The sequence below is a fragment of the Pseudomonas frederiksbergensis genome, from assembly GCF_900105495.1.
GTDB lineage: Bacteria > Pseudomonadota > Gammaproteobacteria > Pseudomonadales > Pseudomonadaceae > Aquipseudomonas > Aquipseudomonas frederiksbergensis.
This window is the reverse complement of the sequence record NZ_FNTF01000001.1, coordinates 27,183-47,520: the sequence shown is the minus strand read 5'-3', so window position 1 is coordinate 47,520 and position 20,338 is coordinate 27,183. Positions and strand designations below refer to the sequence as shown.

The following is a 20,338-nucleotide window of genomic DNA, read 5'->3' as shown; positions in this document are numbered from 1 at the left end:
CCTCCTAATCAGGGCATTCTCGCGTGCGAGAATTGTCTTAGTTTCTGGCTGGGGGAAATGCGGGGATCGCCTCTCCCTTGGGGTCGGTGCTTGCGTCCCATGCCCACCACCTGGTCCCGTAGTGGGTCCGGTAGTAATCAGCCTTTACCTCTTTTCGTGCCAGATACTTGGGATCAGCACGGCCATATACCTCCATCGGATACTCAGTGCCGGCACTGGCGTCCATCAACCAGAAATCGGGGAATACCTGGTCTTCGCTTGAGTCGAACCGCAAGGGTTTGACGAACCTGCGTGATTCCTCACGCAACCTCGCCTCGATCACCGCTTCATAGGACGATTCCACCGGGATCCACTCGTCACTGACCACCATCAACGCGACATTGAGCGCCTGTGCTTTACCCGGTTCTGTGGGTTGATCGGTCTGAACAATCGCTATAACCCGCCGTCCTTGCCTCCAGGCCGACAGCTCACGCTTGAATCGGCGAGCAACGGTCGACCAGATCTAGTCATCGAGGAACATGCGAGGTACGCCATTGAAACCCGTGATGGTCAGGTAGCGAGCTGCGGTCTTTTCTCGGTCTTCGGTATGGCCTGCAAGTGGAGCGATCACCAGTAAGCGACGGTTGTTCTTGATCGCGCTCTTGACCTTCCGCTCGTTGGCCTCGGATTGAAACCCCTTCGAGCCCGCCGCAATGACAAGCGCATCGCCGATCCGCATTCTCGACGCAAGCATTCGATCTGCTGCGTCCTGTAGCCTGCTATGAACGAGGCCCAACCCGCGTTTACCTGCCATGCCCCGCGACCATGTATTGAGCCCGGCTTCATTCCAAAGCAGGTGCAACAAGCCCAACAGGGTCAAGGCCGGTTTGGTGGCTTTGCCGCTGCCCGAGCTGCTGCCGGTGGCTTCGGGTGCCTGTCCAGTGTCTGCGGGCTCTTTCTTGCGTAACGAGAGGGTGAGCTTGATCTTTAGATCACCCTCGGACGTTTCTTCAACCACGCCTTTGCTGTACGAGCCAAGGCCCGATTTATCGGGATCTGGCGAGTAGTAAACGCAATCCAAGGCGTGTTCGGCGCCGGTGCGTGGATACCGCGAAAGGTGGAATGAGTCGCTATCCGACATATGCCGTACAGCAAGAAGACGGCAACCGGTGCCAGGGCATTGGCAACTGACGGTCGCCTGCTTGTGCGCTTTCTTCAGTACAGCTTTCCACTGAGGTGCATAGCTGGCCTGAGTTTGAAACTGTTCGCTGTAGGTTTTGATTGATGGCCCGTGCGCAATGCACACGGTATATCTCTGATCAGACATAGTGATTTACTCCGTCTTATCAGAGCGGCTTGCAAGCTCCAGTACCGCGAAATACGCAAGCACGACCACGATAACGGATGCTGCGCCTTGAAAAAATCCCGGATACGCTGCGTATAAAGATTGCAACCTGGCTAACAAATCAATCGGATCAATTGGCATCATTCTTCACCCCAATTTGCTTCGCTGGCCAGTGAGAGTGCGTTGGTCCGCCGCGTCAGCAAGTCACACAGGTACTCGGCGTCATTCGTTGCGTCGGTCGAATCACGATCCAATGCGCTGTTCAGCGCATCGCAAAGCCAGCGACTGGTATCCGGTGCGCTCAAGACCTTCTGGATTTCAAGCTCTATCGCTGCCGGTGTAGTGTCGCCATGCGCTTGAACACCGATCCAATAGGCGTTTTCCCAAAGACTTTTCGGGTAGCCACCCATGAAGTCCCGGTGGAACGGGGCTTGTTCCCGACTGCCAATACGGTTCTGATTGGCGTCATTAATGCCCTGACGGTGGCCTTCTTCTTCGCAAAATTGGAATAGCTCGATCAGCTCAAACCCGCTGAATTCTGAGTCATACCTTGCGCTCCAAGGCATTCTGCCGCAATGATTAAACGAGATAGTCGGCGCATATTCTGCGGGGTTTTCGTGGAATCTGATGATGGTCATAGTAAGTACCGTTCCGGTTGTGAACGCATATCCGTTCGCTGTAAAACCTCACGTACCCGGTGTATACTCAGGCCGTGGATTTTTGCTCCTTCGCAAAAAACCTAGAAACCCGCAAGCATTGCCGTGCTGCGGGTTTCGTCATTTCAGTGCCTAGATCCATCGGTAGTAGGCATAGCGCTGGTCATGAATGCTGCGCTCTTTAGCTCATCGTTCCAAATGCGCAGAGTTTCTACGCACATAGGTCTGGCCAGAATTTCAGCGCGGGCTGCATCTAGGCTACGCTCCAGCTCTTTCAACCGCTCGCCGGGAGTCATGTTCAGATCCCAGCTTAGGTAAGAACGAAGGGCATATTGCATATCTGCCAAGAGGCTTGACACCTCACTACGACGCCATTGCGCTACAGAATGATTGCCCCACTTCGGGGGTTCGTCTTGCATCAATTTGCGAAGTTGCAAATGATCCTTGATATAGATTGATTGCCCCAAAACCTCCTGAGCGATCAGGGATAGTTCAAGTACCCGTAATTGCTCGGTTACTGTGTTCATTGGCAGCGTGAAATGGGTTTTTACCAATTGCTCGGCTTCTCGTTCCCATAACTGACGTTTTTTGGCCGTCGCTTTCTCAGTGCGGTCCTTGCGCTCTTTAGCGTGCTCCACGTTGTATTTAATGGAATCCAGAAGTGCAGCAGCATTGTTCAGCAGTTCATGCTGCTCTAGGGAAAGCTTGGCGCCCAGCCGTCCACGCAGTGAATTGTTCTGTGTAAAAGCACGTAGCTCGCGGGCTGCGCTGCTAAGCCCAGTCTGCACGCCACGCATGTCTTTGGCGCTGTAATAGGTGCCTATCTCCATGACAAGATCGGCTGTAATGCCTTTTGCCTTCGTAATCTCATCGCGTGTGTCTGCCATGATAAGTTTCCGCCGAATTGCCGTTAGTGGGTCAGATGCTTAAAGATCGTTTTTGTCGTGATGCGGAATAGAGGGCATATCAGGAAGATCTACGCCATCTAATGAATCTTGGGCCGGTGGTTCCATACCTGGACCAGCTGGCAATTGGATTTCCCCGTCGCTCATGGTCGGCAGTTGCTTTAGCTTGTTACTGCCGAGATCTGCTTGGTCTTCAGACGAAATAAGCACCCTTGCGTTGAAGCGGGCGTACTGCAGGTTTTCGCGCTTGTCTGCCCATGCGATTCGGCTATTCACCACATACGCAAGCGTTCCACCACGTTGGCCACCAACACTGATGGTTTGAATCCAGTTGTGCTTGGACAGGACGCTGATAGCGCGCTTCGTGGTCGCAATGGAAGTGTCCATCATCTTGGCCAAGGTCGACTGGCTGACGATCAATGCACCGGACTTGTCCATATGCTGGACAATGATGTGCATTAGTTGCCCGGCCCTCGGTGCCTGAGCGATCAGAGCCGCCCATGCTTCGTGCCCAGCTCGTTCCGTCTGAACCCATGTGCCGCGTTGTGTCGGTTGGACCAGTGCGCGGACTTCCCCTTCATCATCAATCATCGTGCCTCCGACAAGCTGTGTTAGCGTGTTTGATATCCTGCAAATTTGGAAGATATCGAACAAGGCAGGCTTATCTTAGCTCATGCTGTGAGCGATAGGTAGTGCATCCATGCACGTTATCTCTCACAAAATGAAGGATATCGTTCAAGGATGAACGAGGGGTAGCTCATGGGGGGGGTAGCTCATGCAGTGAGCTAACGTAGCTCACACCTAGTGAGCTATGGTGGTGCAAAGTAGGTGAACTGAGGTTCGCTCATGTTCTGAGCTAGGTAATGCCCTGGAAGCCCCGTAATTCAAGGGCCTCTATCTCCTGGTTCTAATGATCTCTAACCACTCCAACTCATGCAGTGGCTGTTAGGCACTCAAAGTCGCCTGCCGGCGGCGGCCAGTCGGGAATGAATGACAGACTACGGCTACGCCTTCGCTAGTCACTCATTCCCGACCGGCTCAACTGGATAAGCTTTCAACCAGTTCGTCTCGGATACGCATTACAGTCGTGGTTGAACAAACGGCATGACGGGCGATTGCTCGGATACCCAAGCCAGCGGCCAGAAGCTCACTAACACGCTTACGCAGCGCCAGATCTGCCGGTCTGCCTTTGTAAACACCTGCAGCTTTTGCTTTGGTGATGCCTTGCGACTGCCGGTGCCGACGCTGCAGATAATCCTTCCGGGCGATTGCCGCCATCATATCCGTCATCATTGAATTGATTGAGGCCAACATTCGATCAGTGAACTCGTCACCAGACGGCAATGTGAGACCCTGGTAACTAGTCGGAAGGTCGACGGCTACGATTCGCAGACCTCTGCTGTCTATCGCGGTTATCAGTGCCCGCCAGTCCTGGTCATTCATACGAGACAGCCGGTCAATAGCTTCAACCAGAATTATGTCACCCCGGCGCGCATCGTTCAGAAGGCGTTGAAGCTCTGGCCGATCAGCTAGCGTGCCGCTGATGTTCTCCATGTAACTGGCAGCGATAACCTTTCCGTGGCTCGCAACGAATTCTTCCAGTTGATCACGGGCGCGACTGGCGTCCTGATCCTCGGTGGAGGCTCGGAGATAAGCACGCACGAACATGGAAGCCTCTCTGTATCATTTTGGGTGTGTTTATCAAAGTGTATCAGAAAGGCTATCACTTAATATGAATCGTTCGGGCAGATCGAGAGCGCCGCCGTGTCTTACTTGAGATATACCCAAATATGACAAGGTGATCACACCTCGCAGGGGCCCCCCGTCATATTGATTACTCGCTTTTTCGTGCAGGCGCTGCGGTGGGTGTGGATGTCGCTAGGCTCGGACGTTATGCCCCTGTGCCGTTCGATACAGGGGCACCATGTTGCTGTTTCAGCGCTTCCAAGCTTCACGAAGCCTTGTCAGTACCGGCGCAGCATTTTCAACTGCCGTGCGGTGATCAGATGCCGCTGATATCTGCGCGATAGCATCAATCACGGGTTTGTACTGTTTGTCAGCCTTCTCCTTCCCGGCCAGTTTCACCAGCTCGGTGTGGCCAACATCAGGTAAAGGCAATGGTTTGTTGTTCAGCGCTTCGGTCCGAGCTTCGCGTGCGCTCTTATAATTCAGTTCGGCGGTGGCTAATTTTTGATAGTGCTTCTGCCGTTCGATTTGCTCTGGCTCGAACTCAGCGGCAAGTTGAAGCTGAGCCATCAGCTACAACGATTGGTCGATTCTGCTCACAGCTTCGGATAGAGGGCGTAGGATTTCGGACAGCTCTTTCATGGTGACTGGTTTGTCATTGCTCATGGTTTCAATTCCTTGTTGTCGACTTTTCTGATTCCTTAATCGGGAAACAATCAATGGTGAATGTGGTTCCTTTCTCAAGGTTGAGCTGGTTAGGTTGCGAACCCTTGAAAATCCGGTTCATTAGTTCGCCTTTCGGTGATCGAATTTCGCAACCTGGTGCGTCGTCAATAACGGGCTGATCAAATGTTCTGAAATCGAACGCTTTGTACTGTGCTGGATCCTGCTTATGGCCAATAAACGCAACTGTCAGAGCTGACAGGGCTCCCAGAACGCAGCCTATTACCAACACGCCTAAAAGGATTCGCTTCATGGGTCTACTCCCTGTGATTCATTGAATTCTTCTGCCAATAGCGCACGCGTGCCGCATCGGCTTCCTTGACGAAGCGATCGATCATGTCCGTGGGTGCGCAGATCTGCGCGCACTTCCAACCTTCAGGTGTCTTCATCAAGTAAGCCGAATAAATCTTGTCGCGAATGGCAAGTGCCCGTTGCTTGGTGAGCCCATGAGCATTTGCAACGGCTACAAGGCCCTTGCCTTCGACCAGCAGCTCATAAGCCACATCGAGGTTGCGCGCATGCATCTTTGACGTTGAACGGATCCGCTCGAATTCATCGGGCGGGATCCGTAGGTCCTGGTCAGCAACTCGGCTACTCATTCCGGTGCTTTCCAGTTCTCGGCCTGGGCGGCTCGGGCTTTGTCCAGCTCGGCTTTGAGATATTCGATTTCGGATTCCAGGGTTTCAACCTGTGCTGACAGGACGGTATTAGCCTCGCGTAGCTTGTCGAGTTCATCATCCAGAAGGGCAGGGCCAGCGGGTTTTGCTTTAGTTTTAGACCCGCCGTGAACGCGCAGCGCTTTAGTGCTGCGCAGCGCAGTTCTTACCTCTGTCCGCAGGTTCATATCTGGATTTGCGTCTGCACGCTGTAGCAGGTCAGCAGCTGCAGCGCTGTCCAAGCGATCAAGGCGACCAAGATCATTGACGGTCGATATATCCGCCGTGATGCCCTTGGTAACAGCCTCACGGCTGGCCCCGTCACTGGTTACGTTTTCCAGATAAGCGATGCGTTCCGCTACCCAATTGAGGCTTTTATTCCATTCGTCAGCAACCGCCTGCAGGGTTCCCAGCTCGTCCTTGTCGGCTTTAAGAGCGAGTGCAATGTCCAGCTGACTGAGGTTTTCGCTGTGTACGTTCTCTGAACGCTGGATGCGCTTGGCCTGTGCGTCTGTTAGTTCACGCACAACCGCTTTCAGCAACATGCCTTTCAGTTCGCAAGCCAGGTAACGGCGTTCACCTGCAACCATCAGGTATTTGAAACCTGACTCGGGTTTGGGGTGGGGACGGAGAATTGCAGGCTCGATCTGTCCGTTCTGTTCTATGTCGTCGCCCAGCTCCTCAAGCGACTCCTTGGAAAAGCCGGGGTTATTACGGTTTCGAATCTGCTTGATGCATTGGATTTCACCGGTGCTGACGCCGATGATGGTTTCACCATCATTGAGCGCCGGTTTCTTCTGAAAATCCGAAAGTTTTTTGGCAGTCGCAGAAACTGCCCTGCCAAAAGGATTTGGTGTCTTCGTCATGTTGTGATCTACCTCAGATTGACCAGACCTTCTCAAGAACAGCGGTACAGGCAGATTTCATTTCCCGTCCTGCAGCACGCTGACTACCGGATTTCGCCTTCCACCAAACCGGATTGCCGCTAGCGAGTGCCGAGTTGATGCATGGCCGGTGAACGATATGGACCGGAAACATGGCATCGCCATAGCTCTCCTGAAGGCTTGGCAACAGGTCAATTTCATTGGTTGATCGGCTGTTGATCTGGTTTGGAAGAAAACCGAGGAACTGCAAGTTCGGGTTGTACTGCTCACGCACAGCTTCGATAGTGGACAGAAGCTTGGGCATGCGAGCGAGTGTGAAGCCGCTGATATTGAAGGGTGACACTACCGCGTCAGATGCTGCGAGCGCGGCGATCATCCGGCGTTGCAGGTTGGGCGGTGTGTCAATCATGCAGAGGTCAAAATCAGCGGAGAAGTGATCGAGCGCTTCTTTCAACCTGGTCACGATGCTGAGATCCATGTCGTCAACATCCAGCAATGGAACATCGGCCTCGATTAGCCAGATGTTTGCCGCGACCTGGCGAGGGTACAAGCCCTTATATTCGTCGCTGAATAGCATGCTTGATTGGACATAGGTTGTGTCGTCACCGTCTTCGAGAGGCGGGTAGAACTGCGACAGATCGCCTTCATCGAGGTCGACGACAAGAACGCGTTTACCTTGCTCGGCTGCGAGACTGACAAGATGGACTTCAATAGTCGTTTTGCCGACGCCGCCTTTCTGGTTCGCCACGGTTGTGACTTTCATCGCCATGGGTATTCTCCGGTGAGCGCTGATTTGTGTAGGCACATCCTTGCATGGGTAAACCCATTGGTCAATACATATATAGGGTTTACTTTTCGCTATTTCTCGCATGCGAGAAAAAGGCAGACTGCTAAAATCGGCGCCGGGTCGGGGTTCTATAGAGCGGGGTGTTTCCTTGCGCATCTATGGGCACCGATCAAGGGTGGCGGATCAGGGCGGCTCCTGTCCGCCGCCCGACCTCTCTAGATCGGGCATTCTGACCGTCCGTCCTCTATTCGTAACAAAATCTCATTTCCGTTGTCATTAGGGCGTGAAGCACTGTCACGGTGCCACATCCGCTCTTAGGCAAGGCGCAGCCTTGCACCACTCGATGACGTGAATATGGAAATTCGCAGACCTTTTAAACACTTATAGAACCATAACCGTAGCCGGGCTAATGCCTGGGGCTAGGCCTTACGTTTTTTTCTGCACTGATCCAATTTTATTAAAATGAAAAATTGATTTTGTTTAATTAAATACTTATTATGTGTAACGAAATGTCGATTTCATGTAATAAAACCCGATAGAGGGAAGAAATGAGAGGTGGGATCTAGATCAAAGACGTGTAGGACTCCAGTATCGCCCCTGTATCTAGTGAACGGTTGCCCTGGGGAAATGATGCAGAGCCTAGACAAAAGAGAGTTGGCGGTTTTCGCCGTCGCACAGCCTGACTACCGGGTCGTTCTTGAGGAACGAATCGACAGCGACGGACGAAAGTGGGCATTAATTATTGAAAGTCCATCGACGGGACAGGTTTACAACGTTGTAACCGCGTTAGGGAAAACCAGGTTATTCAAGAATGCCGATACTGCTATCGACTTCATAAAGGAAACCTGCCCTAACAATCCTTTTAGAGTAATAACAGTAACGTACGGGGGTTCCCCGTCATGATGAAAGAGGCAATGGTATGCAATCTCAAACTTCCAAAGTTGGACGCACCGTAGAAGGACTGCACAAAGAAAGTTGGCGTACTTGGCTCAAGGCCAAGGCATCACAAACCCTGCAAAGCGTAATCTCGCAAAAGACCCCGTCGCACAAAGCGCTGATGCGTAATGACCGTATGGCCAAGGCCACCAAGTTAGCGACGCTGGGGTCGATTCTCTCGCTGGCCCTGATCCCTGAATTCGCAAATGCGGCACTGGACTTCAGTGGTTTGAAGAGCATGGCCAAGGACTTCGTATCCTTCCTCATCTTTGACGTTGGTTACTACCTGGGTATCGCAGCCATTGCGTTCTGCGGATTCCAGGCGAAGTCCGGTCGTATGTCGTGGGGCCAGTTCGGCTGGGCGGTATTCGGTATCTTCCTGGTGTTTTTTGCCCCGAACTTTGTCGACACGATCAAAGAAGGCGCTCAATCAAGCTTGAGGTAAACCATGGCCGAGCAAGATCCTGATGAAGGTGAAGTGCTCGTAGTGGCGATGGCCCGGCCATCAATGGTGGGGCCGTTTACCTTATCGAGTATTTTGATCAGCCTCATAACCCCAGTGTTGGCAGCACTGTTACTTCGATCACTTTATGTGCTCGTTACGATGCCAATACTGTTTGCCGCTGCGTACTGGATCTGTAGCAAAGACGTGTACTTGTTTGGTGTGCTTAGAGCGGCATTCAAGTTGAGAGCATCACGGCTACGTAAACTGTGGGGATATAGAAGTTATGCGCCTCGTTGATAAAGCTTTTAATAAGCTAGTGCGAAATATGGATCTTTCGCTTGGTGTCCAACATCCAGAAGGGTCCGATCAGGATCTCGATGAGTTGGTGGTCAGCGAGATGGTGCCGTATGACGTGCATTATGACGATCAAACAGTCATCACCGGCGAGGATTCACTGGTGCAGGTCATCAAGATTGATGGCCTGATGTTCGACTCGCTCACTAGCACGCAAATCAAGCTGTTCGAAGAACGCCGCAATACCGTGCTACGCACAGTGGCAAGCAGTGATTTTGCCATTTACGTTCATGTCATCCGCCGTAAGGTGATCGACTTTCCCGAAGGGCAGGGCGGTACTTGGTTCTCCAAGTATTTCAATGCCCGGTTGCGCAAGCGCTATGTGAACAGAGGTTTCTACGTCAACGAGATCTATATCTCGCTGGTTCGGAATCGCTTTCGCTCTGGCGTTCCAGGGCTCATGGATCGGGCAATTGCGCTGGTCACTGGTAACTCAGCTGCAGATGAAGCAGGCGAGACACATGAAGCCATGGCGGACTCGCTCTACAAGGCCGCAAACCTTGTACTGCGAGGCTTGTCCGACTACGGCGCTACTCGTCTGTGCATCCAGCGTCATCCGACCGCAACCAATGGTGTAGTTGATCGCGAAGCTGCATATCAAGCAGTGTCCCGCTTCCAGTGGAAATGGGACGACTTCAAGGTGCAGCTTGGTGATCACGCTGAGTACGACGCAGAAGCTGTTTACGATTACCTGGGCGAGGAATACTGCGAGCTGAGCAGCTTCTTCAACTACTTGATCAACCTTGAGTTCCGGAAGATCCCCGTCACTGAACTGAAAATCAAGGAGGCTTTGCCCTACGCCCGGTTGAATTTCCGCATCCTTGCAAACATGTGTGAGATTCGAGGCAGTACGTCAGCACGCATCGGTTCCATGTTGAGCATGGCCGAATGGCCGCGTCGTACACCGTCGCGCATGATGAACAAATTCCTTCAGCAGCCAGTTGAATTCATCATCACTCAGTCGTTTTTCTTCGAAAACCGTATTGAAGCTGAATCCGCGATGATGGATGAAACCCGGCGTCTCAAGGTTGCAGATCCACACAAAATCTCGGAGGACGATGCAAAGGAACTGGCAGAGGGTATTCGTGCTTTGCGCCGTGGCGATACGGTCAATGGAAAACATCACCTGACCATTTTCATTCACGTTCCATCAGACGCAAACACTACCGCCGAGAGCCGCAAAGCGAATGTGAAGCGACTGGATGATGCAGTTGGTTTGATCGAAGGGTGCTTTGTCGACCTGAACGTCAAGTCGGTTCGTGAGTGGTTGGCTCTTGAGACGTTCTTCTGGTCGCAGCTACCTGGTCAACAAGAAGCTCTTATCGGTCGCCGGGGAAAGATCAAGTCAACCAACTTTGCGGGCTTCGCATCGTTGCACAACTTTGCTCGCGGACGTCGTGACGGCAACCTGTGGGGCCCTGCAATCACTGCTTTCGAAACCGAAAGTGGCACTCAATACAACTTCAACTACCACCGTGAATTGGAAGGGATGGTCGCTGGCCACACTGGCGTGGCTGCAGGCACCGGCTCGGGTAAAACCGCATTGATCGCTGAAACCGTCAGTGAAGCGGACAAAGCCTTGCCGGTTGTGTACTGGTTTGACATGCGCTACGGGGCCACCGTTTTCATGATGGCCATGGGCGGCGTCCATTCGATCCTTTCCCCACACAACAGCATGGGTTGGAACCCCTTCAAATTGCCTGACACGGCTGAGAACCGTGCCTACCTCATTGATCTGCAGATCCAGATGCGGGAGTGCTACGCAAGCACCGCAACTGAGGCCGACGATATCAAGCGGTTCAAGGATGCAGTGAACGAGAACTACGAGCTGCCATTCGAAAATCGCCGGTTGCGCAATGTCGTATGGACCTACGGGCACGGCGCCTTAGCTGACGTTATGGCTATTTGGCATGGTGCCAAAGGAATCGAAGGTGCAAACGCCGGCGTTTTTGATAACGAAAATGACACTTTCGATCTCAGTAAGTCGCGGCATTACTGCTTTGAAATGTCGGAGCTGATGAAGGGCGGCGATGCACGCCCGGAATTGCCAGTAGTGATGAGCTACCCATTGCACTGCATTGAGCAGGCTATGGATGGCAGACCTTTCATTCTGGTTTTGGATGAAGGTCAGAACCTGGTCAAAAACGATTTTTGGCGCAATCGAATTGACAATTTCATCATGCAGATCCGCCGTAAAAACGGGATTTTGATCTTCATCACCCCGGACGCGAAGTACTTCCACAGTGAAACCGACTCCATCGACAAGCAGACCGTAACCAAGATCTACCTGGCCAGCGACTCGGTGAAAGACGAAGACCATAAGAACCTGACGGAGGAAGAAAAGAAGTGGTTGCGCGAGCTGAACCCAAAGGATCGCAAGTTCTTGATTCGTCGCGGCCAGGAATCGATTCGTGCGTGCTTCGACCTGTCCTCCGATAACCCTGACGAAGACCTGTCCGATTTCATTCCGGTCCTGTCTTCAAACGATGTTGGTGTGGCCTTGATGTACTCAATCATTGAGCGCCTGGGCACCAATGACCCCGAGGTCTGGGTGCCAGTTTTCATGGCAGAAGCCAAGGCCAATAACACCCACAACTTGAAGGCAATTCGATGATGAAGACGATAAAGAAACTGAGTTTGGCCATTGCCGTATCCATGGCAATTACCGGTCAGGCAGGCGCAACAGGCGTGCCAACTGGCGACGCGGGCACCTGGGCTGGACTGGCTCAAAACCTTGCGGAGCTGCGTGAGCAATACAAGGTGCTGAAACAGCAGTACGAAACGCAAACCGACATTATGAACAACATGCGCGGTTCCTATGGCCGTGGCGCTATCGGCCTGAGCGATTCGATCAACTCTGCATCGGTGGTTCCCGGTTCCTGGCAAGAAGTGGTTTCGCGTCAGAACTCTGGTGCCTACGGCAGCAAGCAGTCGTATTACGAGGAACTGGTCAACACCTTGCCGCAAGAGCTGTTCGCCAATCCTGACAGCAACCGGGCACGGGGCTACCAGCTCAGCTCTAACTCTGTCGTTGCCGCCATGTCTGCCGGTGAGGCGCTGTACAGCGAGGTACAGGTTCACTTGAACAACCTGACCACCCTTTCAATGCAAGTGGATAACACCACCAACGCGAAGGATGCCGCCGATCTGCAAAACCGGATCGCCACTGAAAACGGGATGCTCACTTCGGCCCAGTCAAAGCTGCAGGCGTTGAACATGAACCTGCAGACGAACCTGGCTAATCAGGAAAACCAAGCAACGTCGCAGAACGAACAGTTCTTCCGTTGGAAAAAAGACTAATTCTCGCGTGCGAGAAAAGGAGATCACATGAAAACTCTTTGGCTGATTCTCAAGATCCTCACCGTACCGGCCTGGGGGCCTCTGTGGCTGTTCTACCGGTTTGGCAAGTTCATGCTGCTGCTAGTCATCGTATCGGCCGCGTCGGGCTGTGTAACCAACACCGGCAAGATCGAAAAGTCGCCATGCGCGTGTGAGTTCAAGCCTTTCGTTATTCAGGCCAAGGAGGCCCGCAATGTCTAAGTTCTTCACCGTCACCAACACCGTGTGCGTGATCGTCGCCGGTTTTGTTGTGGGGACCATCATCTACGTCAACACCACCACCTTTCAGTTCGGTAGTGAGGCTCCTGCGGCTTCCAATGGCGATGCTCCAGTACGGATCGAAGCGTCCTCTGGCAACCCGTTGTTGAAAGCCACTAAAGCTGATGTGGCCAGGTGGTTTCCGGGGACATGCTTCGCCGAGATCTACATGAAGAGCCCATCGTATAAAGGGGGCCTGGTCGCTGGCTGCATCGACAAAACGTCGAAAGAGATCAAAGCCGAAACGGGTGTGGCACTTGGCGCTGATGACTTCCGTTCTTCCGAGGTCATCACGCACTTCAAGTCTGTGTACGGGGCATCGAATCCATGGCGGACCTAACCCTCAAGGGCCTGATTGGGGCGACCGATGAGGTGACAACTAGCTTTGTCGCCGAGGTCTTCCCAAATCTCGCTGGCTTGGTAGAGCCTCTGGTCTGGACAATCGCCGTCGCATATTGGGCAGTCCTGGGTATTCAGACCTATAACGGCAAAATCTCTGTTGCGCCGTGGGACATTGTTAAACGGGCAATGCTCACGTTTATGGTCTTCCTGACGCTTAATTGGTCAACGGGTGGGTCGGCGCTCTATCAGATTTGGGGTACTTGGACTGAAACCATTGCGGCACAAATCATGAGCCGAGGTGTTGATAGCACTTCAATGCTTGACGCGCTTTATGTGAATGTCGGACAGGTTGCAAGCACGCTGATGAACGTTAGCTGGCGTCAGTTTGGCATGATCATCATGGGTTCCGGTTTGTTTATGGTGAACTGCATTCTGTTTATCGCTGCAATCCTGAATATGCTGATTGCCAAGTTTGGCGCAGCAATAATTATGTGCATATTGCCAATACTGCTCGGTTTCATATTTTTCGAACAAACGCGGCAATGGACAATGAGCTGGTTTAGCAAAATGCTGAACTTATCGCTGATCTACATATTGTCCATCGCGATTGTTCGTTTTGGTTATGCGATTTTCGGCCAAGCAATTGATGAGATCGCCAATACAGCCACCATTTCGGATGCTGCATTGATCACCGCTCAACAATGGGGAACTCTTATCATCGTTGAAGGCGTGTTGATCATCTGCTTGTTGCAAGTTCGTGGGTGGGCAGCTGCGATTGCTACCAGCGCAACAGTCGGTGGTTCTTCACTGGCGATGATGGCATTGCGAACCGTAGGATTGGGGAAATAAGCAATGGACAAGACATTAAAGAAAGATGAGATTGCGCGCCGTCAGCGTCAACTCGAACACAAGAAGGTAAAACAAGAACGTAACCGTAGTTACTTTCTGAACGGTGCCTTCGCACTAGCCCTGGTGGGGTCGACCATAGCCATCGCGTTCCTGGCTGAAACAAAGACGTTCGTCAATGTGGTGACGGTGATCGGCGCCGATAATGAAGTGCTCAAGCAGCGCACGGTTACGGCGGAAAACGTCGACAAAGAGCAGGCTGTCATCGAAGGCGTTCTGTTTGATTTCATTCGTGCTTGTAACACCTTTGACCCTCGGCGCAAGCAACAGCTGTCCGATACCTGCCACACGTACATGACCCGCAATGTCGCTGTCGAATATGAGAAGGAGATCAGCCCCGATAACGCGCGCAATCCATACGCATCGCTCGGGGAAAACGACTGGATCGAAGCCCAACCCAAGCGCATGAACAAGATTGGCGATGAGTATCAGGTGATATTCATTTCAACCAATCACAAGTGGGGTGACAAAGAGCCAAGGGTTACTTCCTACCTGGCAACTATAAAGGTTGCACACACGATGATCCCTAGAGCCTTGGGTGATCGTTGGGAAAACCCGTTTGGCACCTTGGCAACTTTATACCGTAAGAGTGAAGAACTGAGCCGCCAGTAATTCATTCCCACAAGGAAACTAATCATGAAAAAACAGTTCGTTCTACCGACAGCTATTACCCTGAGTTTGGCTTTGTGTGCATTTAATGCACTAGCTGCAAAGTTGCCGAGGGCTCTGTCCTCTGACAACCGTGTCAAACAAGTGCCCTATGACCCAAACCAAATTTACGAACTGGTCGGCACTTACGGATACCAAACATCCATTGAGTTCGAAGCGGATGAAATGGTCAAGGTCGTAGCACTTGGTGACACGATTTCCTGGCAGAGCATGCCATTCCGTAACCGGGTTTTCTTGAAGCCCGTGGAAGACAATGCAGACACAAACATGACGGTGATTACATCCAAGCGGACGTATTACTTTCAGCTCAACAGTACGAAGGCGAAAACAAGTCAGTCGTACTTGATCCGATTCGTTTATCCGACCAGCCGTGTCACATCGTTTAACGATGCAGCGGAAACCCCAGCGCCTGCGGCTACTGGGCCAGTCACCAGCACCGGTACTCCTTCTTCCCCGAACATCAACTACGGCTATTCGGGTGACAAAGAAGCCATCGGCCTGCAGGGCGTTATGGATGATGGTCAGTTCACCAAGTTTTTGATGAAGAAGGGTGCGGATCTCCCGCAGTTTTACCGCGTGCTGCCTGATGGCACCGAGGCGATGGTCAATGCTCGCCGCGAGGGTGAGTATTGGGTGGTTCAGCGCCTGGCCAGCATGTTCGTGGTGCGCAGCGGCAATTCCTACATCTGCGTTGAAAACCTTTCGAATCCGTATAAACGCACTGTTACTCGGGGTGCGCGTGATGGGGGAGGGGCATAACCATGGCGAAGGAACCTATCAAACCAACTGATCAGCAAGCGGACAAAACCCGCGAAGAAGAAATGGCCGAGTGGAACGAGTCGCAATCGAACTCGATGCTAAAGGCTGGTTCTGGTGGAAAGCGCAGCGGCGTTCTTATGATTGGCGCAGCAGTTGTGGCGTGTGGTTTCGTTTACTGGCTCAAGCATGACAGTGGTGAACCAGCTGCCCCAGCAAAAAACGATGAGATTGTCGCTGCTGAGCGCCGGAAGGTCCAAGACCCTACTCCCAAGCGCGAAGCGGCGAAGGTAAAGCCAGTTAGCAACGATGGGGAGCCGGGCGCCCCAGCTGACACACCCCGTTCAACAGCTGAGCGTCAGACCAACCAAGAGGGTTTGAGCGAAGCTGAAAAGCAGCGGCAAGCGTTGGAATTTCAAGAAGAAGTTGCGCGCAAAAAGATGCTCGCTGCGCGTCAACGCTCGGCGATCTTTGCAACTGCAAAGGACGATGGTTTTGCGCAAGGTCGTGACGATCAAGATCCAGCTCAACCACCAGCCGGTGGGTCGTTGCTGGGCGGTAACTCGGGTAATTCCGGGCGCGTCTCCCGCAATGCAAACGAGAATTTCGCATCGTCGACTTACTCCACCGGCGTGCCGGTGGCGAAAGCTCGGGCTCTGGAGAATTTGCAGTACAAGGTTCTGCAGGGCGCTGCAATCGAGGCGACTTTGCAGCCCCGTGCGCAGAGTCAATTGCCAGGTCAGATTTGCGTAACCACTGCACAGGACGTTTATGCAGCGGAGGGTCGCCGCGTAATGATCCCTTGGGGGTCTTCGGTATGCGGAAGCTACAACGCCAGTCTTTCACCTGGTCAAGAGCGCCTGTTCACCGTTTGGAACTGGTTGCGTATGCCCAAGTTGCCGGGGCGTCGTGCAATGGAAATTGCTTTGGATAGCGCTGGCTCTGATCAGCTGGGCTCCGCTGGCCAGGGTGGTGTCGTTGATAACCACTGGGCGCAGATCTTCGGTGTTGCTGCTGCTGTCTCGATCATCGGCGCGGGTGCCTCCAACTCCGGCGTTTCCTCTGGTGATCAAGAAAACTCGGCCTCTCAGTACCGTACTGAAGTGCAACAGGCTGCTGCTGAGTCCTCGCAAACCATTCTTAGCCGGTACGCAAACATTCAACCAACAGTCACCGTTCCTCATGGCTCACGCGTGGTGATCTACCTGCAGCGTGATTTGGACTTCACCGAACAGTTCGCCGAGGAAGCCAAAGAGGCTGACAACGGCGGCGTGAAATTCATTAACTGAGGTTTTTCCATGTCTGAGATTGCTTCGTTCCGCCAAAAGCTGCGCAGTTTTGATTTCCTGCTCGATGACCCAGCGGTATCCGAGATCGCTATTAATGGTCCAGGCAACGTATGGGCCGCGTATCGCGGTAGCCGGTTCATGCGCCCAGTCGTTGTGGATGGCGTCACCCTTCCGCTGATCAAGTCGCTGGCCGAGTTGATTGCGGCGCATACAGAGCAAGAGGTCAACGCTTATGCGCCGATCCTGTCCGGTCGCATCCCTATGGACATGAGCGACCACGTAGCGGACTCGGAACGTGGCGACTATCGGGTCCAGTGCGTGCTTGCGCCTGCCGTTGAGCAACATATCGGCGGCATCGTCTGTATTCGTAAACCTGGCCGCGTTCAGCTGACGATGGACCAATACATCGCTTCGGGAGCGTTTGACCAGATCAACGAGGCACGCACGCCAGATCAGTACAGCGATGATCACCTGGTCGAGTTGTACCGCGCCAAGCGCTGGTCGGAATTTTTCATTGGGTGCGTCAAGGCCCACAAAAACATCATGATTTCGGCAGGGACAAACGCGGGCAAAAGCACCTTCCTCAACATGCTGTTGCAGCATGTAGACCCTAATGAGCGGATCGTCACAATCGAAGATACCCGCGAGATCCGTCTCAAAAGCGAGAACGTGGTTCATTTGATCTATTCCCGTGGTGGCCAAGGCAAAGCGCGGGTCACGCCGTTTGATCACCTTGAGTCGATTCTTCGTCTTACGCCTGACCGCGCAATCATGGGCGAGCTTCGCGGTGCTGAGGCTTACCCCTATCTTGAATTGCTGAACACCGGCCATAGCGGTTCATTCAGCACTATCCACTCGGACAGCCCCGACCTGATGTTTGACCGGCTTGCGTCGATGGCATCGCGTGGCGGCTCTGACATGACCAAAAACCAACTTGTGGAATTCTCACGTCACCTGATCGACGTAGTGATCCAGTGGGAATACGGCTTTGATGGCCGTCGTTTCATCACGGAGGTGCAATATGCAAAAGCTGCCTAAATTCGCGCTGGCCATCCTTGCATCGGCCTGCCTTGTCGGCCACGTTGCCGCAGAAGAAACCCAGCAACAACGCTTTTCAGATTTGGCCGCTAAGTGCGCGCCAAACGTCCATGCGTCGACGCTAAAAGCCTTGATCGGTAATGAGTCGTCATTCAACCCATATGCCATTGGTGTGGTTGGTACTCGCCTTGAGCGTCAGCCCAAGTCCCTGAGTGAAGCAATTGCCACAGCGGAGAAATTGGAACGTGACGGCCATCGCTACGCGATGGGCCTGGGCCAATTGTTGATGACCAACATGCGAGCCCGGGGCCTGAGCTATCAGGATGTGTTCGAACCGTGCCGTAACCTGCAGGCCATCAGCAAGTTGTTCACTGAGTATTACACCCAAGCGCTCAAAACAAGTGCTACTGAACAAGAAGCTCTTTTGAAAGCGACTTCCATGTATTACAGCGGTAACGAGCGGCTTGGCTTCGATGCTGATAGCCCTGGTGGAATGTCCTACGTCGAAAGGGTGGTCGACCGTGCAAGTAAACCAACGGCTGATGATCCGATTGTGCCCGCGTTCGACGTACAGGAAGCCACGCAAGCCATTCCTGTAATCGCTAGCACCAAGTCACCCTCTAAAGCGCGCAAGCGCGCTCAGGGAGCCTCTGAGCAGCCTGCAGGGCCGTGGTTGACCTTCACGGATGGAAACGGTCAGGCGATAGCACAGGCACAGCCTCAAGCGCAGCAGAAGTCGCAGATTCAGGTCCAGTTGGATACCGGTGATGCGCCCGATGAGAAACGGAAGTTCACAGCCTTCGACGCTCCGACAGCTAATGCTGAGCCAGCGGCAGTGCCCGTGCAGCAGGAACAAACGGCCCCTTCATTCGTACAGATAATCAACTGATTTCTCGCATGCGAGAAAAGGAGATCCTAATGCGCAAAAAATTCTTAGCTCTCTTGGCGACTTTGGCATTTGCCGGTGTTGCCCAAGCAGGCGCGCAACCCCCTACTGACTTTTCGTATGGGCAAAACAGTGATGAGGATGCTTGCGGGGCAACTCTCTGTCTGCTTGGCATGTCCCGCGACGGTGATTGCGACAAATATCTCAAGCGCTATTTCAGCATCGTGAAATTCAAACACGGCAACTTCAGTCCTTCACGCACTGCCGCTGCTCGCGGTGATTTCGTGGCGCAATGTGTTGATGATCAGGCTGGGGCCAAACAAGCAAACGATAAGTGGGGAGGCTCGCGCTATGGTTTCTAAGTTGCACGCCGTCCGCATTTTTGCCTTCTCCTCGTTCTTAGGCTTGGTGTCTCCAATTGCCTGGGCGGACCAGTCAACGGACGCCCAGCCTTCAGCGGCGGCGGTCGATGTTGACGGTGCACGTCGCATCGAGGTGGGGTTTTCTCCGGAAGGATCTGCCCGCGACCTGGTACTGCGAACCATCGATTCAGCCTCCAGCTCGATCAGGCTCTCGGCCTACGTGTTTACCAGTCCTGATGTAGCGAAAGCATTGATCACAGCGAAACAGCGCGGGGTCGATGTGGCGGTGGTTGCTGATTACCAGGGCAACCTGCAGGGCAACGGCTCGCGGGCGGGGAAACACGCGCTGTCACTCCTGGTACGTGCTGGCATACCGACGCGCACGATCAGCACTTACGCAATTCACCATGACAAGTTCATCGTTGTGGATGGCAAAGCGGTAGAAACCGGAAGCTTCAACTACTCCGCTGCCGCCGCCAAAAGCAACAGCGAGAACGCATTGGTGGTTTGGAATGATGCCGATCTCGCCGAGCAATACCTGAACCACTGGCAAAGCCGGTGGGATCAGGGCAAAGCTTTCAAACCACAGTATTGAGCGAGGGTCTACCAATGGACAAAGACGAAAACCCAATGGACAAGGATCGAACGCAACAGGGTGAACGTGGTGCTTATCAGCTGACTGGAGGCAAGCGACCTGGTGAGAACGTGGCGGAGCATGTGAACGCTTCGCCACGGAATGCCGAAGACTGGGCAACCGATCACAAGCGCAGTAGTGAGCCCTCCTTCGAACTGTTTCAAAAGTACGGTCCAGCTATTCAGCCTGACATTGGCAGGGCCTACGAGGGCCCAATCGTTCACCGCGACTCCCAGTCGTTTTATCAAGCATCGCGGGTCAATGGTTACGATGTTTTGATTGAACACAAGCGCACGTCGCTCAACAGCGTGCAAGCCAACGTGTTCACCAGTGACAGGTCAGTGAGCATTCGTTATGTGTCTGAAAGCGTCGGCATAGCGAAGCCTGCCATGGAGCTGGATGGGCAAAGATCACCGGAACACCTGCCGAAAGGCGCCGCTGGAATAGGGCGGGTTTAAACCGCGTTCAATAGCTGCAGATCTAAGACAGATAAGAGGATTAGG

Annotated in this window: 26 protein-coding genes; 15 read left to right on the top strand and 11 right to left on the bottom strand. The window is 53.2% G+C overall.

Annotation, left to right across the window (positions count from 1 at the left end; all coding sequences use genetic code 11):
- Positions 1-37: 37 nt before the first annotated feature.
- The 11 genes from BLW70_RS31390 to BLW70_RS00255 all read right to left on the bottom strand — a co-directional run bounded on the left by BLW70_RS31390 (position 38) and on the right by BLW70_RS00255 (position 7,603).
- The gene (locus tag BLW70_RS31390) at positions 38-502 is read right to left on the bottom strand and encodes a DUF1173 family protein (RefSeq protein ID WP_080690698.1); all 465 of its coding nucleotides are present in this window, start codon (positions 500-502) and stop codon (positions 38-40) included.
- The gene (locus tag BLW70_RS31385; RefSeq protein WP_011117392.1) at positions 503-1,306 is read right to left on the bottom strand and encodes a DUF1173 family protein; all 804 of its coding nucleotides are present in this window, start codon (positions 1,304-1,306) and stop codon (positions 503-505) included.
- Between the two features lie 158 nt (positions 1,307-1,464).
- Positions 1,465-1,962 carry a hypothetical protein gene (locus tag BLW70_RS30955; RefSeq protein ID WP_011117391.1) on the bottom strand — a complete coding sequence of 166 codons (498 nt, stop codon included), beginning with the start codon at positions 1,960-1,962 and terminating at the stop codon, positions 1,465-1,467.
- 143 nt (positions 1,963-2,105) lie between these two features.
- Entirely contained in the window at positions 2,106-2,867 is a 762-nt protein-coding gene (locus BLW70_RS00290; protein ID WP_011117390.1) for a hypothetical protein, read from the bottom strand.
- 39 nt (positions 2,868-2,906) lie between these two features.
- Entirely contained in the window at positions 2,907-3,476 is a 570-nt protein-coding gene (locus tag BLW70_RS00285; RefSeq protein ID WP_011117389.1) for a helix-turn-helix domain-containing protein, read from the bottom strand.
- Positions 3,477-3,923: 447 nt separating this feature from the next.
- Positions 3,924-4,553, bottom strand: coding sequence for a recombinase family protein (locus BLW70_RS00280; protein WP_011117388.1), 630 nt, complete (start codon positions 4,551-4,553; stop codon positions 3,924-3,926).
- Between the two features lie 267 nt (positions 4,554-4,820).
- Positions 4,821-5,141: a hypothetical protein gene (locus tag BLW70_RS00275; RefSeq protein WP_012727769.1), complete on the bottom strand. Its 321-nt coding sequence runs from the start codon at positions 5,139-5,141 to the stop codon at positions 4,821-4,823.
- 100 nt (positions 5,142-5,241) lie between these two features.
- Positions 5,242-5,547 carry a hypothetical protein gene (locus BLW70_RS00270; protein ID WP_011117387.1) on the bottom strand — a complete coding sequence of 102 codons (306 nt, stop codon included), beginning with the start codon at positions 5,545-5,547 and terminating at the stop codon, positions 5,242-5,244.
- A gap of 4 nt (positions 5,548-5,551) precedes the next feature.
- Positions 5,552-5,893 carry a TrfB-related DNA-binding protein gene (locus tag BLW70_RS00265; protein ID WP_011117386.1) on the bottom strand — a complete coding sequence of 114 codons (342 nt, stop codon included), beginning with the start codon at positions 5,891-5,893 and terminating at the stop codon, positions 5,552-5,554.
- On the bottom strand, positions 5,890-6,816 hold the full coding sequence (locus BLW70_RS00260; RefSeq protein ID WP_011117385.1) for a ParB/RepB/Spo0J family partition protein: 927 nt from the start codon (positions 6,814-6,816) through the stop codon (positions 5,890-5,892). Before BLW70_RS00260 ends, BLW70_RS00265 begins: the two co-directional genes overlap by 4 nt.
- A 13-nt stretch (positions 6,817-6,829) precedes the next feature.
- A complete protein-coding gene (locus tag BLW70_RS00255; RefSeq protein WP_019694514.1) occupies positions 6,830-7,603 on the bottom strand; it encodes a ParA family protein in 774 nt (257 codons plus the stop codon).
- Positions 7,604-8,540: 937 nt separating this feature from the next.
- Here BLW70_RS00255 and BLW70_RS00245 point away from each other — a divergent pair.
- The 15 genes from BLW70_RS00245 to BLW70_RS00175 are packed head-to-tail and all read left to right on the top strand — an operon-like array spanning position 8,541 to position 20,293.
- Positions 8,541-9,002 carry a TrbC/VirB2 family protein gene (locus BLW70_RS00245; RefSeq protein WP_011117467.1) on the top strand — a complete coding sequence of 154 codons (462 nt, stop codon included), beginning with the start codon at positions 8,541-8,543 and terminating at the stop codon, positions 9,000-9,002.
- Between the two features lie 3 nt (positions 9,003-9,005).
- Positions 9,006-9,299, top strand: coding sequence for a VirB3 family type IV secretion system protein (locus tag BLW70_RS00240; RefSeq protein WP_011117466.1), 294 nt, complete (start codon positions 9,006-9,008; stop codon positions 9,297-9,299).
- Positions 9,300-9,327: 28 nt separating this feature from the next.
- Positions 9,328-11,970: a VirB4 family type IV secretion/conjugal transfer ATPase gene (locus BLW70_RS00235; RefSeq protein WP_019694561.1), complete on the top strand. Its 2,643-nt coding sequence runs from the start codon at positions 9,328-9,330 to the stop codon at positions 11,968-11,970.
- Positions 11,967-12,656, top strand: a complete 690-nt coding sequence (locus BLW70_RS00230) for a TrbJ/VirB5 family protein (RefSeq protein ID WP_011117464.1) — start codon at positions 11,967-11,969, stop codon at positions 12,654-12,656. Before BLW70_RS00235 ends, BLW70_RS00230 begins: the two co-directional genes overlap by 4 nt.
- 27 nt (positions 12,657-12,683) lie before the next feature.
- Positions 12,684-12,896, top strand: coding sequence for a hypothetical protein (locus BLW70_RS00225; RefSeq protein ID WP_011117463.1), 213 nt, complete (start codon positions 12,684-12,686; stop codon positions 12,894-12,896).
- Positions 12,889-13,293: a hypothetical protein gene (locus tag BLW70_RS00220; protein ID WP_011117462.1), complete on the top strand. Its 405-nt coding sequence runs from the start codon at positions 12,889-12,891 to the stop codon at positions 13,291-13,293. Before BLW70_RS00225 ends, BLW70_RS00220 begins: the two co-directional genes overlap by 8 nt.
- The gene (locus BLW70_RS00215; RefSeq protein WP_011117461.1) at positions 13,281-14,144 is read left to right on the top strand and encodes a TrbL/VirB6 family protein; all 864 of its coding nucleotides are present in this window, start codon (positions 13,281-13,283) and stop codon (positions 14,142-14,144) included. Before BLW70_RS00220 ends, BLW70_RS00215 begins: the two co-directional genes overlap by 13 nt.
- A gap of 3 nt (positions 14,145-14,147) precedes the next feature.
- The gene (locus BLW70_RS00210; RefSeq protein WP_011117460.1) at positions 14,148-14,813 is read left to right on the top strand and encodes a VirB8 family type IV secretion system protein; all 666 of its coding nucleotides are present in this window, start codon (positions 14,148-14,150) and stop codon (positions 14,811-14,813) included.
- A gap of 24 nt (positions 14,814-14,837) precedes the next feature.
- On the top strand, positions 14,838-15,629 hold the full coding sequence (locus tag BLW70_RS00205; protein WP_011117459.1) for a TrbG/VirB9 family P-type conjugative transfer protein: 792 nt from the start codon (positions 14,838-14,840) through the stop codon (positions 15,627-15,629).
- Between the two features lie 2 nt (positions 15,630-15,631).
- Complete coding sequence (locus BLW70_RS00200; RefSeq protein ID WP_011117458.1) at positions 15,632-16,915, top strand: TraB/TrbI/VirB10 family type IV secretion system protein; 1,284 nt, start codon at positions 15,632-15,634, stop codon at positions 16,913-16,915.
- A 9-nt stretch (positions 16,916-16,924) separates the two neighbouring features.
- On the top strand, positions 16,925-17,953 hold the full coding sequence (gene virB11, locus BLW70_RS00195) for a P-type DNA transfer ATPase VirB11 (RefSeq protein ID WP_011117457.1): 1,029 nt from the start codon (positions 16,925-16,927) through the stop codon (positions 17,951-17,953).
- A complete protein-coding gene (locus tag BLW70_RS00190; protein WP_011117456.1) occupies positions 17,937-18,842 on the top strand; it encodes a lytic transglycosylase domain-containing protein in 906 nt (301 codons plus the stop codon). Before virB11 ends, BLW70_RS00190 begins: the two co-directional genes overlap by 17 nt.
- A gap of 29 nt (positions 18,843-18,871) precedes the next feature.
- Positions 18,872-19,201, top strand: coding sequence for a TrbM/KikA/MpfK family conjugal transfer protein (locus tag BLW70_RS00185; RefSeq protein ID WP_011117455.1), 330 nt, complete (start codon positions 18,872-18,874; stop codon positions 19,199-19,201).
- A complete protein-coding gene (locus BLW70_RS00180; RefSeq protein WP_011117454.1) occupies positions 19,191-19,796 on the top strand; it encodes a phospholipase D family nuclease in 606 nt (201 codons plus the stop codon). The genes BLW70_RS00185 and BLW70_RS00180 overlap by 11 nt, the downstream gene beginning before the upstream one ends.
- Positions 19,797-19,810: 14 nt before the next feature.
- Positions 19,811-20,293, top strand: coding sequence for a KfrB domain-containing protein (locus tag BLW70_RS00175; protein WP_011117453.1), 483 nt, complete (start codon positions 19,811-19,813; stop codon positions 20,291-20,293).
- The last annotated feature ends 45 nt before the right edge of the window (positions 20,294-20,338 follow it).

Bases quoted from the DNA above. Each gene is read 5' to 3' on its own strand.
- BLW70_RS31385 (WP_011117392.1), bottom strand. From the start codon at position 1,306: ATGTCTGATCAGAGATATACCGTGTGCATTGCGCACGGGCCATCAATC.
- BLW70_RS30955 (WP_011117391.1), bottom strand. From the start codon at position 1,962: ATGACCATCATCAGATTCCACGAAAACCCCGCAGAATATGCGCCGACT.
- BLW70_RS00290 (WP_011117390.1), bottom strand. From the start codon at position 2,867: ATGGCAGACACACGCGATGAGATTACGAAGGCAAAAGGCATTACAGCC.
- BLW70_RS00285 (WP_011117389.1), bottom strand. From the start codon at position 3,476: ATGATTGATGATGAAGGGGAAGTCCGCGCACTGGTCCAACCGACACAA.
- BLW70_RS00280 (WP_011117388.1), bottom strand. From the start codon at position 4,553: ATGTTCGTGCGTGCTTATCTCCGAGCCTCCACCGAGGATCAGGACGCC.
- BLW70_RS00275 (WP_012727769.1), bottom strand. From the start codon at position 5,141: ATGGCTCAGCTTCAACTTGCCGCTGAGTTCGAGCCAGAGCAAATCGAA.
- BLW70_RS00270 (WP_011117387.1), bottom strand. From the start codon at position 5,547: ATGAAGCGAATCCTTTTAGGCGTGTTGGTAATAGGCTGCGTTCTGGGA.
- BLW70_RS00265 (WP_011117386.1), bottom strand. From the start codon at position 5,893: ATGAGTAGCCGAGTTGCTGACCAGGACCTACGGATCCCGCCCGATGAA.
- BLW70_RS00260 (WP_011117385.1), bottom strand. From the start codon at position 6,816: ATGACGAAGACACCAAATCCTTTTGGCAGGGCAGTTTCTGCGACTGCC.
- BLW70_RS00255 (WP_019694514.1), bottom strand. From the start codon at position 7,603: ATGGCGATGAAAGTCACAACCGTGGCGAACCAGAAAGGCGGCGTCGGC.
- BLW70_RS00245 (WP_011117467.1), top strand. From the start codon at position 8,541: ATGCAATCTCAAACTTCCAAAGTTGGACGCACCGTAGAAGGACTGCAC.
- BLW70_RS00240 (WP_011117466.1), top strand. From the start codon at position 9,006: ATGGCCGAGCAAGATCCTGATGAAGGTGAAGTGCTCGTAGTGGCGATG.
- BLW70_RS00235 (WP_019694561.1), top strand. From the start codon at position 9,328: ATGGATCTTTCGCTTGGTGTCCAACATCCAGAAGGGTCCGATCAGGAT.
- BLW70_RS00230 (WP_011117464.1), top strand. From the start codon at position 11,967: ATGATGAAGACGATAAAGAAACTGAGTTTGGCCATTGCCGTATCCATG.
- BLW70_RS00225 (WP_011117463.1), top strand. From the start codon at position 12,684: ATGAAAACTCTTTGGCTGATTCTCAAGATCCTCACCGTACCGGCCTGG.
- BLW70_RS00220 (WP_011117462.1), top strand. From the start codon at position 12,889: ATGTCTAAGTTCTTCACCGTCACCAACACCGTGTGCGTGATCGTCGCC.
- BLW70_RS00215 (WP_011117461.1), top strand. From the start codon at position 13,281: ATGGCGGACCTAACCCTCAAGGGCCTGATTGGGGCGACCGATGAGGTG.
- BLW70_RS00210 (WP_011117460.1), top strand. From the start codon at position 14,148: ATGGACAAGACATTAAAGAAAGATGAGATTGCGCGCCGTCAGCGTCAA.
- BLW70_RS00205 (WP_011117459.1), top strand. From the start codon at position 14,838: ATGAAAAAACAGTTCGTTCTACCGACAGCTATTACCCTGAGTTTGGCT.
- BLW70_RS00200 (WP_011117458.1), top strand. From the start codon at position 15,632: ATGGCGAAGGAACCTATCAAACCAACTGATCAGCAAGCGGACAAAACC.
- virB11 (WP_011117457.1), top strand. From the start codon at position 16,925: ATGTCTGAGATTGCTTCGTTCCGCCAAAAGCTGCGCAGTTTTGATTTC.
- BLW70_RS00190 (WP_011117456.1), top strand. From the start codon at position 17,937: ATGCAAAAGCTGCCTAAATTCGCGCTGGCCATCCTTGCATCGGCCTGC.
- BLW70_RS00185 (WP_011117455.1), top strand. From the start codon at position 18,872: ATGCGCAAAAAATTCTTAGCTCTCTTGGCGACTTTGGCATTTGCCGGT.
- BLW70_RS00180 (WP_011117454.1), top strand. From the start codon at position 19,191: ATGGTTTCTAAGTTGCACGCCGTCCGCATTTTTGCCTTCTCCTCGTTC.
- BLW70_RS00175 (WP_011117453.1), top strand. From the start codon at position 19,811: ATGGACAAAGACGAAAACCCAATGGACAAGGATCGAACGCAACAGGGT.